The following is a 15,264-nucleotide window of genomic DNA, read 5'->3' as shown; positions in this document are numbered from 1 at the left end:
TCCTGCTTATTCGATCGGCTTAGCTACCGATTAACCCCTTTAGGTGTGCGACCACACTGCGTCCCAGCGCCGATAGCGCGTAGCCCCCTTCCAACGCGGACACGATGCGGCCTTCGCAATGCGCGTCGGCAAATGCCCGCAACCTCTCCGTCACCCACTGGTAATCCTCTTCGCGAAAGCGCAGTTGCGCCATGGCATCCTCGATGTGCCCATCGAAGCCGGCAGAAATAAACAGCATCTGTGGTTTGAAGCGCTGCAGTGCCGGCAGCCACTGGTTGCTCACCAGGTCCCGGAGCGCACGGCCCTCGGCGCCCGCTTCCAGCGGGGTGTTGACGATGTTATCCGGTAATTCACCGGTGCCGCTGAACGGGTAATAGGGCGACTGGAAACTGGAACACAGCAGGTAGCCCTCGCGGCCGGCGACAAAATCCTCGGTGCCGTTGCCGTGGTGCACATCGAAATCGAGAATCGCAACGCGCTGCAGGCCATGCTGCGCGCGGGCATGGGCGGCAGCGATGGCAATATTGTTAAACAGGCAGAAGCCCATGGCCTTGTCGCGCTCTGCGTGGTGACCGGGCGGGCGTACCGAGCAGAAGGCGGAGTGCACTTCACCGGCGATCACCCGGTCCACCGCATCCACCGCAGCACCAGCCGCGTGCAGGGCCGCATCCAGTGTTTGCGGGCACATGCGGGTATCTTCATCGAGCACCTCGAAGCCTTCACTGGGGGCGCGGGCGAAAATCGAATCTACGTAGTCCGGGGTGTGCACCCGTGCCAGCTGGGCTCGAGTGGCCTTCGGCGCATCGAAAAAGCGCAGGACGTATTCCATACCGCTGGACAATAGCTGGTCCTGGATGGCGTCGAGCCGCGCGGGGCACTCGGGGTGTTCTGCCCCCATGTCGTGCTGACTGCAGGCAGAGCTGGTAAAAAATCCCACGGTAGCCATGTTTAATCCTTGTTTTCGTTATTGGGTGTGCCGGTCAGATCCAGCTCCAGGTAGAGCTCATCCATGCTGTCGCCCCTGCGGGAAACAAACCCATTATTCTCAAAAATCCCCAGCATGGGTTTATTGTCGCGACGCACACAGGCAAACATTTTGCGGATGCCGCGGGCGCGGGCAATCGCTTCCATTTCCTGCAACAGGGTGGTGGCAATACCCTTGCCGCGGCGACTTTCCTTGATGACAAACGCCACCTCACAACTGTTGTCCGCTTCGTAAAAATAGTAACGCCCCACCCCCTGGATCACCTCGCGATCGCCGTCGTAGTCGGTGAAACACAGAGCCAGGTCCCGTCCCTGGTCAACACTGACGAGGCTGCACGATTTCTCCCGCGACATCTGCGTTACATGGTGGTTGTAACGCATCATCAGGGTTTCTTTGTTGTGGGTGTAGAAAAACTCCTGCAACCGGCGCTCATCGGACGGGCGCAGTGGGCGCAATGTATAGCGAATGCCACCGAAGGTGTAGCGCTTTTGCTCCACCGGGCCGAGCTCCGGCACCGAGGTGGGCGCCTGCTCCTGGTACTCGGGCACCCAGTAAAATTCCCGCACCTTTTCCAGTAAGGCCCGGCGAAACTCCGGGTGCGCGATGCGAATCATTTCCAGTGTCCGCTCGCGTACACTTTTACCGCGCAGCGAGGCAATGCCGTATTCAGTGACCACATAGTGCACGTGCGCGCGGGAGGTCACCACGCCGCTACCGGGAGTGAGGGAGGCCACAATGCGGGAGATCAAGTTGCCGTCTTTATCCCTTGCGGTGGACGGCAGTGCGATGATCGGCTTGCCGCCCTTGCTCAGTGCCGCACCGCGGATAAAATCCACCTGCCCACCAATACCGCTGTACAGCATGCGCCCGATAGAATCGGAAACCACCTGTCCGGTCAGGTCGACTTCAATTGCGCTGTTGATCGCCACCATCTTGTCGTTGCGGGCAATCTTGACCGGTGAGCTGACATGCTCTGCGGGATACAGCTCCACGTGCGGATTGCCATCGACAAAGTCGTACAGCATCTTGGAGCCCATACAGTAGCTGGTGATAGTTTTGCCGGTATGAAAGGTTTTCTTGCGGTTGTTGATGACGCCGCTTTTCATCAGGCGCGCCACCCCGTCGGAGATCATTTCCGAGTGCACACCCAGGTCCTGGTGATTTCCCAGATAACGCAGCACCGCGTCGTGCACCTTGCCCATGCCGATCTGCAGGGTCGAGCCGTTTTCCACCAGCACCGATACGTACTGCCCGATCTGCTCCACCGCCTGGTCCATTTCCGGTGGTGGTGATTCAGGGATGGGGGCATCGGCGGTCATCCAGGCGTGTATCTGGTCCCGATGGATAAAGGTATGGCCGTTGGTGCGCGGCATGCTCGGGTTGATCTGGGCAATTACTGTGGTGGCATTTTTCACGGCGGAGGACACCACATCCACGCTCACCCCTAGTGAGCAGTAGCCCAATTCATCCGGCGGGCTGACCATGATCAAGGCGGCATCCAGTGGCAGCACATGATCGCTGAACAGCTTTGGCACTTCGGAAAGAAACGTCGGCGTGTAATCCGCCCGCCCCTCCGCCACCGCGTTGCGCACGGCAGTACCGCCGATATACAGCGCGTTGACGGTAAACAGTTCCGCGTATTTGCGCTCGGCCCAGAAGTTATCCGACAGGGTAAAGACGTGGGTTACTTCGATGTCATTGAGGCCCCGGCTGTTTTCCACCAAGTCTGCCATCAGCTGATTGGGGACGGCAGCGTGAGAGCCGAGAAATATCCGGCAACCACTTTTTAACAACTGATCCCAGGCGACGGGTTCGTTGGTTTTGGGGTTTGTCAGGGATGACATTGGGAGGCTAGATTCCTACCTAGGTTTTTGCCCTATGGTAGGCGGGTGGTTATCGGGTCACAAGCTTGGCTCGGGGTTCCCCCTAAGGAGAGCATGTGGCGGCCAAGCACCGGGTGCGGGTTTTCAGGACCACTGTGAACCCATCCCTGGGCGTTGCGGCGCAAACCTCCTGTTTGCGACGCTCCTGAAAACCCGCACCCGCTGCTTGGCCTTAGCATCGACTTCCGCGCTCTGATCGGATAGGGCTAACGAAGTCAAACACTATAAATTTAAGGCGGAGTGCCAGCTATTGGCTTTCAGGAGCGTCGGCGACAGGACGTCGCCGCCGCAACGCCCAGGGATGGGTTCACAGTGGTCCTGAAAGCCAATAGCTGACGCTCCGCCGCCACCGGGCTAGCAATAAATGGAACCACAGAAGTTGAGATTAGGCAGTCTCAGCCATCTGCACAGGAATGGTATTGGTACTACGCTCAACCCGGTTCTTTTCATCCAGATAAACCAGCTTGGGCTTAAAGGAATCGGCTTCGGATTCAGACATCTGCGCATAGGCCGCAATGATAATCCGGTCGCCAACCTGCACCCGACGCGCCGCCGCACCATTCATGGAAATAATGCCGGAGCCCCGCTCCGCAAGAATTACATAAGTGTGAAAACGCTCACCGTTGGAGACGTTGTAAATATCGATTTTCTCAAACTCGCGTAGCCCCGCGAGCTCCACCAGATCCGCATCGATCGCACAGGAACCGTCATACCACAGCTCTGCCTGAGTCACCGCGGCCATGTGCAGCTTGCCTTTCAGCATCTCAATTTGCATAACGGTCTCCACTTACATAATCAAAGAAACGTTATCGATCAGACGCGCGCCGCTGGTGTACATGGCACCCAGCAGCGTGATTTCGCGATCATCGTGCGCCGCCGGCTGCAGGTCCTTGCTGTTGCAGATGGAAAAGTAATCCACCTTGAAACCCGCGTGCTCGATCCGCGCCTTTGCTTCCTCTTCCAACGCAGCAAAATCCCGCCGGCCGTTTTCGATTTCCACACGCGCCCAGTTCAGCGACTGGTTGAGTATCGCCACCTTCGGGCGCTCCTCCTCGGTGAGATAGCCATTGCGCGAACTCATCGCCAGGCCATCGTCTTCCCGGTGCACCGGTGCGGCCACAATTTCCACGGGCATGCACAGGTCTTCCACCATGCGGCGAATCACCGCCAGCTGCTGGAAGTCCTTGATGCCGAATACCGCCTGGTCCGGCTGCACGATATTGAACAGCTTCGCAACGACGGTGGTCACCCCCTCGAAATGCCCCGGGCGACTTGCGCCACACAGCACATCGGTCATCGCCGGGCAGATCACCTTGGTCTGCTGGTCCATGCCGTTGGGGTAGATCTCACTCTCTTCCGGGTGGAACAGGTAGTCGCAGTTGGCCGCGCGAAGTTTGGCCATATCTTCCTGCATAGTGCGGGGATAGGTGTCCCAGTCTTCGTTCAGGCCAAACTGCAGGCGATTGACGAAGATCGACACCACCACAAGGTCACACTGCTGCTGGGCCAGCTTGACCAGCTCAATGTGCGCGTCGTGGAGGTTGCCCATGGTGGGCACAAAACCGATGGTCTTGCCATCGCGGCGGGCCTCTGCCAACGCATCGCGCAGGCTGGCCACATGGTGAAAGACTTGCATTACCGGGGTTCCGCCAGAGGTGTACACGGGCGGCATATTACCTTCCGACGCCGGGTGGAACAAATAGCATGACCCAGCCTGAAAACATTGGTCAGCTTCGGTTTTTCGCCTCATCGCACAACCTTTTTAGACCGGTTCAGGAAGGATTCAGTGTACGCAGGGCAAACTGGCCCCCAGATTCAACGAAAGCCTGAGATACAGGGCACCGACAGGCCGCTTCAGCGGCTGTGGAGAGCGACCATGAAAACACTGATTACAGCCATTACTACCGCGAGCCTGCTGCTAGTCGCAGGCCCGGCACTGGCAGACAGGGACGATCGCCACCACCGCAACGACCTCAGCCGCAAGTTTGTGCAGCAAAACCGCGACCAACACATCAAGGTGCGCGACATCGAACAGAGACGCCGGGACGAGCTCAACCGGCGTCAGGACCGCCAGCATGCCCGCGAGGACCGTCGCAACAATCATCAGGGCAACAACAATCACCAGGGAAGGAGCGACCGCACCCGCAGAGAGGACCACAGGTATCTCAAATACGTGGGCTACGACTCCCGTTACGACAAGAATCGTCGCCACAAGAAGCACGGGCATGGGCACGGACATGGGCATGGGCACGGACACGGGCATGGGCATGGGCATGGGCACGGACATGGTCACGGATACCATAAACCCCACCGCCCGGTGCACTTGCCGAGCCGCCCCCATCACGGCGGTCATCACAAGCCGCACCGCCCGCACCATCGCCCGCACAAGCATCGCTGGCGTCCGGCACACTACGGCTACGGCTATCGCTGGACGCGTCTGCCCAGCACCTACATCAGCCTGACGTTTGGCGGCCTGGGCTACTACTTCAGCGACGGCATTTTCTACCGCCCGTACGGTGCCGGTTATGTGGTCGCCGAGGCTCCGATCGGCGCATTCGTTCGCACCCTGCCCGGGGAGGCGATGAGCGTCAGCTTCAACGGCCTGCATTACTACGTTGCCTACGACACCTACTATCGCTGGGACCACCGCCGCCGAGGCTACCTGGTGGTCGCCAACCCCGGTTTCTTCTGAAGCCGGGCAAGGGTCACTTCCCAGGCTCAAACACAAACCCCACCCCAACAACCGAATTAACATTCGGTTATTTTCCCGGGCGACTCCTTCGAGTCGCCTTTTTTATGTGCGCGCGCAAACGTTTTAGAAATGAAAAAAACGCCAGCGTGGTGTGTTGCTGCCAGCACAGGAAAAACCGAATAAAAATTTAATTTACACCATTGAAAAAAGACGAAATTTCTTTTCTATAGTTATTGCTTTCAACCCACACTGGCCCCAAGATTCGCGCCCCTGACGCACCCGGGAACTCTTTCCGGGATACACTTTCTGAACTCCCAAGGACACTTCAACTAAAAAGGCGCCATGAAACAACAAAAGATCGAAAACTGGACCTGCGACGACTCCGCAGAGCTCTACGGCATCCGCAACTGGGGTGCCGGCTATTTCAATTTGAATCAGTCCGGTGAGATCACGGTTGAAGTCAAAAACAAAGCCGGTGACTTGCACGCCGTATCCCTGCTGGATATTGCCCACGGCGCCACCGAACGCGGCTTGGGCATGCCTTTGCTGGTGCGTTTCGAGAACCTGCTCGACGCGCAGATAGCGCGCATCAACAACTCGTTTCGCAGCGCCATTGAAAGCAGCGGCTACAGCAATGTGTTCCGCGGTGTGTTTCCGATCAAGGTGAACCAGCAATGTCAGGTCATCGAGGAAATTGCCAGGGCCGGCCGCGAATTTGGTCATGGACTGGAGGCGGGCAGTAAAGCCGAGCTGATTGCCGCGCTGTCGATTCTCGACAATACCGATGCCCTGATCGTGTGCAACGGCTACAAGGATGAAGAGTTCATCAACCTGGGATTGCAGGCGCAGCGCCTCGGTGTGCAGGTGTTCTTTGTGGTGGAAACCCCTTCCGAGGTAGACACCATCATTCACTGCGCCCAGCGTGAACAGGTTGAGCCCAATATCGGTGTGCGGGTGAAACTGGCCAGCAAGGTAGGCGGCTACTGGAACGCCACCAGTGGCGACCGCAGCATTTTTGGCCTGGGCAGTAATGACCTGATCGCGATGGTCGACAAGCTGCGCGACCACAACATGCTGCACTGCCTGAAGCTGCTGCATTACCACCTGGGCTCGCAGGTGCCGAACATCCGCGATATCCGTACCGGGGTACTGGAAGCCTGCCGCTACTACGCGGATCTGGTGGAAGAAGGTGCCGCCATGGGTTACCTGGATCTCGGCGGCGGCCTGGCGGTGGATTACGATGGCTCCAAGACCAATTACACCCACTCCAAGAACTACTCGCTGGATGAGTACTGTGTGGACGTGGTGGAAGCCATCATGGGCACCTTGGACAGCGAGGGCGTAGAGCACCCGGTCATCATTACCGAGTCCGGCCGCGCCACGGTAGCCTATTCGTCGGTGCTGCTGTTCAACATCCTGGATACCACCAGCTTCGAACCCATTGAGCTGGAAGAGGACAGCATCGGCGAAGATGCACACCCGATGCTGAAGAATTTACAGGATGCACTGCAGAGCGTTACCGCGAAAAATCTGCAGGAGAGTTACAACGACGGGCTCTACTACCGCGACGAGATCCGGGCGCTTTATCTGCACGGCCAGGTGAGCCTGCGGGATCGCGCGCTGGCAGAAAACCTGTTTTTGCAATGTGCACAGAGAATTCGCAAACTGCTCGACGAAGTCGATCAGATCCCGGTGGACCTGCAGGCGCTGCCAGAAGTACTGTCCGACATTTACTACGCGAATGTGAGCGTGTTCCAGTCGCTGCCGGACATCTGGGCGATTGACCAGCTGTTTCCGCTGGTGCCGGTACACCGCCTGGACGAGGCGCCGACCCGTTCGGCGATCATCGCGGATATTACCTGCGACTGTGACGGCAAGATCGACCGCTTTATCGATCGCCAGGACGTACGCAAGACATTGCCGCTGCACCCGCTGAAGGAAGGCGAAGAGTATATTCTCGGCACCTTCCTGGTGGGCGCTTACCAGGAGACGCTGGGTGACCTGCACAACCTGTTTGGCGATACCAATGTGGTGAGCGTACGTATTGAAGAAGACGGCAGTGTGGATTACAGCCGTGAAATCCACGGCGATAGCATCGCCGATGTACTGAGCTATGTGGAATATTCGCCGCAGGATCTGTTCGAGCGCTTCCGCAAGCTCGCAGAAAAGGCGGTAAAAGAAAAGCGCATTACGGCGCAGCAGCGCAAGGATATCCTGCACACCTATACGGCGAGCATGAGCGGATATACCTACTTCGAGAAATAATCTATTGGTTCCCCCAACATCAGAATCAGGGAGAAGAAAAATGGCCAACGTTCTGATTGTCGGCGCCGGTGGCGTCGGCCAGGTAGTTGCACACAAGTGTGCGCAGGTAGAGGAAGTGTTTGAGAACATCACTCTCGCCAGCCGCACCAAATCCAAATGCGACAAGATCGCCGATATGCTGCCGCGTAAAATCAATACCGCGGAAGTAGACGCCGATAACGTCAAGGAAATGGTCGCGCTGATCGAGAAGGTCAAGCCGGACATGGTCATCAACGTGGCCCTGCCCTACCAGGACCTGCACATCATGGATGCATGCCTGGAGACCGGTGTGCACTACCTGGACACCGCCAACTACGAGCCGCCGGAAGAGGCCAAGTTCGAATACAGCTGGCAGTGGGCCTACCAGGACAAATTTGAAAAAGCAGGCCTGATGGCGCTGCTGGGCAGCGGTTTTGATCCGGGTGTCACCAGTGTGTTTACCGCCTATGCGAAGAAGCACCACTTCGACCGCATCAAAACGCTGGATATTCTCGACTGCAATGCGGGCGACCACGGCCTGCCGTTTGCCACCAACTTCAATCCGGAAATCAACATCCGCGAAATCACCGCGAATGGCCGTTACTGGGAAGATGGCAAATGGGTTACCACCAAGCCCATGGAAGAGAAGCGAGTCTTTGAATTCCCGGAAGGTATCGGCGAAAAAGACCTGTACCTTCTGTACCATGAGGAGCTGGAATCCCTGTCCAAGCACTTCCCGGAGATCGAGCGCGCGCGTTTCTGGATGACCTTCGGTGCCAGCTATCTGAAGCACCTGGAAGTGCTGCAGAATGTGGGCATGACCAGCATTGAACCGGTCGAGTTCCAGGGCCAGCAGATTGTGCCGATCCAGTTCCTGAAGGCGCTGCTGCCTGATCCCGCAAGCCTGGGTCCACTGACCAAGGGCAAGACCTGTATCGGCAACATCATCAAGGGTGTGAAAGGCGGCGAAGAGAAAATCTATTACGTCTACAACATCTGCGACCACCAGGAAGCGTACAAAGAGGTTCAGTCCCAGGCCATTTCCTACACCACCGGCGTGCCAGCGATGATCGGCGCCAAGATGATGATGGAAGGCAAGTGGATGAAGCCCGGCGTGTGGAACATGGAACAGCTGGATCCGGATCCGTTTATGGAAGACCTGAACAAATACGGCCTGCCCTGGCAGGAGACCTGGCTAGACAAGCCGTTCGTTTAAAACCCATCAATCCCGGATCGCCAGATCCGGGATTTTTGCAAGAGCAAGAAGTGACTGACACTCTATGGACCTGACGCCCCGCAAAGACTACTTCGGCGAATTCGACCCGAGCCGCGTTCCCACGCCCTGTTTCGTGGTGGATGAAATCGCGTTGCGCGACAACCTTGAAGTGCTGGCAGACGTACAAGCACGCAGTGGTGCCAAGGTGCTGGCTGCGCTGAAGGCCTTTTCGATGTTCAGCGTGGGGCATATCGTCGCCGAATACCTGTCCGGCACCTGCGCCAGTGGTATCAACGAGGCGAAGCTGGGTTTCGAGGAGTACGGCGGCCGGGACCTCGGCAAAGAGGTACACGTATTCAGCGCCGGCTACAAAGAGCAGGAACTGATAGAAATTCTCGGCTTCGCCCACCATGTGATTTTCAATTCGTTCTCGCAGTGGAAGCGCTACAAATCCCTGTGCCTCGAGGCGCAACAAAAGCGCCCGGAATTACAGTTCGGCTTGCGCATCAATCCGGAACACTCGGAAGGCCACACACCTATCTACGATCCCTGCGCGCCCTGTTCGCGGCTGGGTATTGTGCGCTCGCTGTTTGAAGGAGAAGACCTGACCGGTATCAGCGGCCTGCACTTCCACACCCTGTGCGAACAGGACTTCAAGCCCTTGGAGCGCACGATTCAGGCGGTGGAAGAGAAGTTTGGTGACCTGATTGCGCAGATGCAGTGGATCAACTTCGGCGGTGGCCACCATATCACCCGCTGCGACTACCAGGTGGAAGAGCTGATCAGCGCGGTAAAGGCATTTTCAGAGAAGCACGATGTGCAGGTGTATCTGGAACCCGGCGAGGCGGTTGCGCTGTTTTGCGGCGTGCTGGTGGGCGAGGTCATCGACCTGACCTGGAATGGCAAGAACCAGGCGATCCTCGACGTCTCTGCCACCTGCCATATGCCGGATGTGATCGAAATGCCCTACCGCCCGGAAATTACCGGCGCCTCGCTGCCGGAAGAGCTGCCGCACAGCTACCAGCTGGGCGGGCAGAGTTGTCTGGCGGGCGACCGAATTGGCGAATACAGTTTCGCCGAACCACTGCATATCGGGGACCGGATTGTGTTTGAGGAAATGGCCTACTACACCATGGTCAAAACCAACACCTTCAACGGGATTCCACTGCCTTCGATTGCCCTGTGGAATTCGGATACCGATGAGTTGCGCATGATTAAAGAATTTGGATACGAAGACTTTAAAACTCGTCTCTCGTGACGCCAGTCCACCGCAGGAGCTCTGAAGCAGTTGCGGTGGCGATGAAGCACCGGGTGAAAGGTTTCAAAACCGCTGTAAATACGTCCCTGTAAGCTGCGTCGGCGACGTCCCTGTCGCCGACGCTTTTGAAACCTTTCACCCGGCACTTCACCTTAATATCTAGCCATGTTGCTTCGTAAGCCACTTGAGAGGGATGCGTACTCAAATACTACGAAGCTGAAAACTTGAAGCGAAGGTGGAGTGGCGGGGGCAGGTTTTCAGGAGCGTCGCAAACAGGATGTTTGCGCCGCAGCGCCCAGGGATGGGTTTACAGCGGTCCTGAAAACCTGCCCCCGCCACTCCGCCGCCACAAACGGTTATAAAGAACCCATGCACCAAGAAGACCCCAATATTTTCCTGGGCTCCGAAATCGAGCAACCTAAGCCCGAAGACGCCCTGTTTCATATCCTGCCGATTCCCTACGAAGAAACCGTCTCCTACGGCGGTGGTACCGGCAAGGGGCCGGCGGCCATTATCGAAGCGTCCCACCAGCTGGAAACCTTCGATAACTTCTCCACACCCTGTGAGCTCGGCATTTATACCCGCGACGCCGTGGACGTGAGCGGCCCAGCGGAGCAGGTGATGGACAATATCGCCAGCGCCACCGCCGACATTCTCAAGCACGGCAAAATGCCCGTCGGCATCGGCGGTGAACACTCCGTCACCTGGGGCATTATCAAGGGCTACCTGGATGCGGGAATCACCGATTTCGGCGTGGTACAGATCGACGCCCACGCCGACCTGCGCGACCGCTACGAGGGCCACAAGCACAGTCACGCCAGTGTCATGCGCCTGGTCTGCGAAGCGGGTATCCCGCTGTATCAGCTTGGCATTCGCGCCTACTGCGAGGAAGAGATGGAAGCGCGCAAGCAGTACAACGTGCGCTACCTGGACGCGCACCAGTTGGTGCCCACCCAGGTTCAGTCCATCGAACTGCCGGAGGACTTTCCCAGCAAAGTCTTCTTTACCCTGGATATCGACGGCATGGACCCATCAGTCTTCCCGTCTACCGGCACCCCGGTACCCGGTGGTCTGGGCTGGTACCAGACCCTGAACCTGTTTGAATCCGTCGCCAAACAGCGCGAGATCATCGGTTTTGACCTGCTCGAATTCGCGCCAATCGCCGGATTCCACGCCTACGAGTTCGGTGCCGCGCAGCTGCTGTACAAGCTGATGGGGATCGTGCAGCGCAACCAGCGCTAGACCCGAGCGGCGCCCGGTTATCCACACCAGACGCGGCTGTGGATAACCCTTGCGGTGACCTGACAATTCTTAACGTTAAGCGGTCAGCCGTCGCTAGTATGGCCTCCCGAATCCGGTTATTATTTGCACAGTCAGTAAGTACTCGCTCGCGGGGGAATCCATGAAGCACTCGGTAAAAACCCTCTTGTTCGGCACAGGACTCGCCGCACTCCTTTCATTCGCCTTCGCCGCGCCAGCAGATGCGCATCCGGGCCACCGCGGGCATCACCACGGGCACCTGCCAGCCAAGCCGCCCCGTTATCGCCACGGGTATCGACATGGATACCGCCATGGTTGGGGACACGGTCACGGCTACTGGGGCCCCCGCTATCGTGGGCCGCGTTTCGGCATTGGCTTTACCGTTCCGATCCTGCCGGCGGGCTATGTGAATATGGCCGTGGCCGGGGTGCCCTACTACTACCACGGTGGCTACTACTACCGCCCGGCGCCAACCGGCTATGTGGTGGTTGACGCGCCACTGGGCGCCGCCGTACTGACTCTGCCCAGCAGCGCCGTGCGCGTGCAAATCGGCGGGCTGACCTATTACCAGTACGGCACGGCCTATTATCAGTGGCGTCCGCAAATGAACCGCTACGTAGTGGTTCCACCGCCGGCAACGGTTGTGGCCAGCGCGCCGGTGGCAGGCTCTACCCAGCCCGCCTACTCCCCCGGGCAGGTGGTGGATGAGTTGCCGGTGGGCTATTCCGCCGAGGTGATCAATGGCATCCAGTACTATCGTTACGGCGGTCACTACTTCATGCCCACCCAGCGCGACGGCCGCGAAGTGTATGTGGTGGTTCAGGTCTGACGCGACCATTCAGCGTTAAAGCCTGAATTTTTAGAGGCCCCCGGAGGCTGGCCCGTGACAGCGGGCGAAATCTCCGGGGGCTTTTTTGCACCCGCCCATCGGGCAACGGCACGGGGAATGATTCATTCAGCCGGATGCCGCAGCATCCAGTTCAGATACCGCACGACGGCGTGCGAGCTCGAGGTACAGCACCTGATAGGTCGCTGGCAGTCCGGCATCGGTGCGCTGCCGTTCGTAGGCTTCCGTCAGTTTGCGCAATTTCGCCCGACTCAGCAGCCCCTTGCCCGCACCGTGGTTCACGTTGTGCGCACCAATACTCTTCAATTCGCGCATCAGCGTGCGCACGTCATTGAAATGCAGCACGCGCTGCTCAACCGCGGCGCGCACTTCCAGTTGATTGCCGACACAGGCACTGCGCCAGTCCCCTTCCGGCAGGAAGCGGTTAACGTGCACGGCGTCATCCACGGTTCTCCAGCTGGTTTCCAGCTCTTGCAGGGTGCCCGGCAACAGGGTGGAAATCAGTGCGTTACCCGCCGGTGCCAGCACCCGGCGAATCTCTGCAAACAACTGCGGCAACTGGTAGCACCACTGCAGGGCAAAACTGGAAAACACCAGGTCAATACAGCCATCCGCCAGTGGCAATTGCTCCGCATCTGCGGCCACATAACCGTCCGCCACCGGGCGCTGTTCACGGGCATAGCCCAGCATCTGCGGCGCAATATCCAGGGCGATGATTTCCGCCTCGGGAAAACGCTTGCGCAACAGTTCACTGCCGTAACCGGTGCCACTGCCGAGATCGAGAATCCGCTTGGGCGCCCCGTTTTCTGCGGCGCGGCCCAACAGACCACGGCAGACCGCGCGCTGCAAATGTGCCGCGGCGTCATAGCTCTGCGCGGCGCGACCGAAGGCGCGCGCCACGGAGGATTTTTCCAGCGGCGCGGTTGCTGCATCCAGCGATGACACGAACGACCGGATCAGCCTGGCAACCGCCTCGGGCTGGCTCAGGTGCGGGCAGTGACCGCAGTCGCCCATGACCGTTACCTGCGCGCCGGGGGCGTGCATTTTTTTCGCTGCAGCAGCGGGCACCAGTGCGTCCTTACTACCCAGTATGTGCAGCGCCGGAACCGGAAGTTGTTGCAGCAGGGCACGATTATCCAGCTCACCCAGGCAAGCCAGGGCTGTGCACCAGCTCTGCGGAATCGACGCAGGCTGCGAGCTCTTGAGGGTTTTCAGCAGGCCGCGCATTTGCCCGTCGCCGCGCGCCTGCAGCCCCGCGAAACGCGACAGGTTTTTTTCCGGCATCTCGCACTGGGCACGACAAAATTCCGCAAACACGTCCGCGTCCATGCCCGGCCAGTCATCTCGGTTCACGAAGCTGCCGTTCGCGGCGATGCTCACCAGCGCGCGCACTTTGCCGCTGGTGGCGGCCAGTCGGGCGGCCAGCATGCCTCCCAGAGACCAGCCCAACAGCAGGCAGTCATCCGGTAGCTGCGCGTCCAGTTGTGCCAGCAAGTCGCCGGTCTCCGGCCAGGGCTCTGCGGCGCGCGCACCGAAGCCCGGCAGGTCGATATTGATCACCTGCCCACCAACGTCCTCAAGTGCCTGCAGCAATGGCTGCCAGCAACGAGCATCGCTACCCCAGCCGTGAATCAGCGCGATGTTCACAGGGCTACCTCGCACGAGTTGAGCGCATTGACCAGGGCGTCTATCAGGCCATCAATGTGCGCCTCTGAATGCGCGGCAGACAGGGTAATCCGCAGGCGCGCGGTGCCGGCGGGCACCGTGGGCGGACGAATCGCCCCCACAAGATACCCGGCATGCTGTAACTGCTCCGCCACACGCAACACCGCGCTTTCGCAGCCCAGCACCAGCGGCTGTATTGCGCTGGTGGAATTTTCCAGGGGCAAAGCCCGCGCGGCAGCGCGCTGGCGGAAGTAATCGATACGATCCTGCAGGGTCTGGCGCAGCGGTTCTACCTGCATCAATTCCAGTGCCCGCAGGCAACCGGCAGCCACCGCAGGGGGCATACCGGTGGTGTAAATATACGTGCGCGCAAACTGGGTGAGGTAGTCGATCAGTGCCTGTGACCCGGCCACAAAGGCGCCGCCATTGCCAGCCGCTTTACCCAGTGTGCCCATCACGACCGGTGCCGAGTGCTGATCCAGTCCCGCCGCTGCGGCGCTGCCGGCAGAGGGATAGTCCAGGCTGCCCATTACCCCGAATCCGTGGGCCTCATCCACCATTAACCAGGCGTCATATTGCTGGCAGAGCGTCGCCATCTGCGCGAGCGGCGCGGTATCCCCGTCCATGCTGTAAACGCCATCCACCGCCAGCAGGATGTTGCCTTGGCTTTTTTCCCGGGCGCGTTTGAGCTGGGTTTCCAGTGCGTCCAGATCGTTGTGGGCAAACCGCAGGTACTGGGCGCCGCACAGGCGGCCACCGTCGATCAATGAGGCGTGATTGAGTTTGTCCTGCAGCACAAAATCACCGCGGCCCACCAGTGCATTGATGACGCCCACATTGGCCATATAGCCGCTGCCAAATAACAGCGCGGCTTCGCGCCCGGTCATTGCGGCAATCATGTGTTGCAGTTGTTGATGGATCGCGAAGTGGCCGTTGACCAGATGGGAGGCGGTGGCACCGGCACCGAGTTGGGCACCGCGCTGCTGCGCCGCGATCACTTGCGGGTGCGTGGCGAGGCCCAGGTAGTCGTTACTACTGAAGGTAACCAGCGCACGGCCGTCCACCTCGGCCAGCGGGCCCGGTGCGGCGTCGAGAAGTTTGTGGCTGCGATACAAGCGCTGCGCCCGGCGTTCCGCCAGGCGCGTATTGAGAAAATCCTGCAGGCTGGACAAAAC

The 15,264-nt window shown here is 59.0% G+C and carries 12 protein-coding genes; 6 read left to right on the top strand and 6 right to left on the bottom strand.

Annotated features, from left to right (window positions below; genetic code table 11):
- Window positions 1-19: 19 nt before the first annotated feature.
- From JF535_RS03755 to panC, 4 genes are all read right to left on the bottom strand, one after another.
- The gene (locus JF535_RS03755) at window positions 20-946 is read right to left on the bottom strand and encodes a histone deacetylase family protein (protein ID WP_242523575.1); all 927 of its coding nucleotides are present in this window, start codon (window positions 944-946) and stop codon (window positions 20-22) included.
- Window positions 947-948: 2 nt separating this feature from the next.
- Window positions 949-2,829 carry a bifunctional acetyl-CoA hydrolase/transferase family protein/GNAT family N-acetyltransferase gene (locus JF535_RS03750; protein WP_206999258.1) on the bottom strand — a complete coding sequence of 627 codons (1,881 nt, stop codon included), beginning with the start codon at window positions 2,827-2,829 and terminating at the stop codon, window positions 949-951.
- A 424-nt stretch (window positions 2,830-3,253) separates the two neighbouring features.
- Window positions 3,254-3,643, bottom strand: a complete 390-nt coding sequence (gene panD, locus JF535_RS03745; RefSeq protein ID WP_206999256.1) for an aspartate 1-decarboxylase — start codon at window positions 3,641-3,643, stop codon at window positions 3,254-3,256.
- A 12-nt stretch (window positions 3,644-3,655) separates the two neighbouring features.
- On the bottom strand, window positions 3,656-4,504 hold the full coding sequence (panC, locus tag JF535_RS03740; protein WP_206999254.1) for a pantoate--beta-alanine ligase: 849 nt from the start codon (window positions 4,502-4,504) through the stop codon (window positions 3,656-3,658).
- A 240-nt stretch (window positions 4,505-4,744) separates the two neighbouring features.
- Between panC and JF535_RS16860 the strand changes: the two genes are divergently transcribed.
- The 6 genes from JF535_RS16860 (at window position 4,745) to JF535_RS03710 (ending at window position 12,406) form a co-directional block, all read left to right on the top strand.
- Window positions 4,745-5,560 carry a DUF6515 family protein gene (locus JF535_RS16860; RefSeq protein ID WP_207000269.1) on the top strand — a complete coding sequence of 272 codons (816 nt, stop codon included), beginning with the start codon at window positions 4,745-4,747 and terminating at the stop codon, window positions 5,558-5,560.
- Window positions 5,561-5,902: 342 nt separating this feature from the next.
- Window positions 5,903-7,825, top strand: a complete 1,923-nt coding sequence (gene speA, locus JF535_RS03730) for a biosynthetic arginine decarboxylase (protein ID WP_206999251.1) — start codon at window positions 5,903-5,905, stop codon at window positions 7,823-7,825.
- 40 nt (window positions 7,826-7,865) lie between these two features.
- Window positions 7,866-9,059 carry a saccharopine dehydrogenase family protein gene (locus JF535_RS03725; protein WP_206999249.1) on the top strand — a complete coding sequence of 398 codons (1,194 nt, stop codon included), beginning with the start codon at window positions 7,866-7,868 and terminating at the stop codon, window positions 9,057-9,059.
- Between the two features lie 64 nt (window positions 9,060-9,123).
- A complete protein-coding gene (gene nspC, locus JF535_RS03720) occupies window positions 9,124-10,317 on the top strand; it encodes a carboxynorspermidine decarboxylase (RefSeq protein ID WP_206999247.1) in 1,194 nt (397 codons plus the stop codon).
- Window positions 10,318-10,686: 369 nt separating this feature from the next.
- Entirely contained in the window at window positions 10,687-11,559 is an 873-nt protein-coding gene (gene speB / locus JF535_RS03715) for an agmatinase (RefSeq protein ID WP_206999244.1), read from the top strand.
- 160 nt (window positions 11,560-11,719) lie between these two features.
- Entirely contained in the window at window positions 11,720-12,406 is a 687-nt protein-coding gene (locus tag JF535_RS03710; protein ID WP_206999242.1) for a DUF6515 family protein, read from the top strand.
- A 126-nt stretch (window positions 12,407-12,532) separates the two neighbouring features.
- Here JF535_RS03710 and bioC read toward each other — a convergent pair whose 3' ends face one another.
- Both bioC and bioF read right to left on the bottom strand, forming a co-directional pair.
- Window positions 12,533-14,071 (bottom strand): malonyl-ACP O-methyltransferase BioC, encoded by a 1,539-nt coding sequence (gene bioC, locus JF535_RS03705; protein ID WP_206999241.1) that lies wholly within the window; start codon window positions 14,069-14,071, stop codon window positions 12,533-12,535.
- Window positions 14,068-15,261: an 8-amino-7-oxononanoate synthase gene (gene bioF, locus JF535_RS03700; RefSeq protein ID WP_206999239.1), complete on the bottom strand. Its 1,194-nt coding sequence runs from the start codon at window positions 15,259-15,261 to the stop codon at window positions 14,068-14,070. Before bioF ends, bioC begins: the two co-directional genes overlap by 4 nt.
- Window positions 15,262-15,264 lie beyond the last annotated feature (3 nt).

Origin of the sequence: Microbulbifer salipaludis (assembly GCF_017303155.1) — a bacterium.
GTDB classification, from domain to species: domain Bacteria; phylum Pseudomonadota; class Gammaproteobacteria; order Pseudomonadales; family Cellvibrionaceae; genus Microbulbifer; species Microbulbifer salipaludis.
This window is presented reverse-complemented; position numbering and strand designations above follow the sequence as displayed.

Excerpts from the sequence above, each read along its gene's own strand:
- JF535_RS16860 (WP_207000269.1), top strand. The coding sequence starts at position 4,745 with ATGAAAACACTGATTACAGCCATTACTACCGCGAGCCTGCTGCTAGTC.
- speB (WP_206999244.1), top strand. The coding sequence starts at position 10,687 with ATGCACCAAGAAGACCCCAATATTTTCCTGGGCTCCGAAATCGAGCAA.
- JF535_RS03725 (WP_206999249.1), top strand. The coding sequence starts at position 7,866 with ATGGCCAACGTTCTGATTGTCGGCGCCGGTGGCGTCGGCCAGGTAGTT.
- JF535_RS03750 (WP_206999258.1), bottom strand. The coding sequence starts at position 2,829 with ATGTCATCCCTGACAAACCCCAAAACCAACGAACCCGTCGCCTGGGAT.
- panD (WP_206999256.1), bottom strand. The coding sequence starts at position 3,643 with ATGCAAATTGAGATGCTGAAAGGCAAGCTGCACATGGCCGCGGTGACT.
- JF535_RS03710 (WP_206999242.1), top strand. The coding sequence starts at position 11,720 with ATGAAGCACTCGGTAAAAACCCTCTTGTTCGGCACAGGACTCGCCGCA.
- speA (WP_206999251.1), top strand. The coding sequence starts at position 5,903 with ATGAAACAACAAAAGATCGAAAACTGGACCTGCGACGACTCCGCAGAG.
- JF535_RS03755 (WP_242523575.1), bottom strand. The coding sequence starts at position 946 with ATGGCTACCGTGGGATTTTTTACCAGCTCTGCCTGCAGTCAGCACGAC.
- nspC (WP_206999247.1), top strand. The coding sequence starts at position 9,124 with ATGGACCTGACGCCCCGCAAAGACTACTTCGGCGAATTCGACCCGAGC.
- panC (WP_206999254.1), bottom strand. The coding sequence starts at position 4,504 with ATGCAAGTCTTTCACCATGTGGCCAGCCTGCGCGATGCGTTGGCAGAG.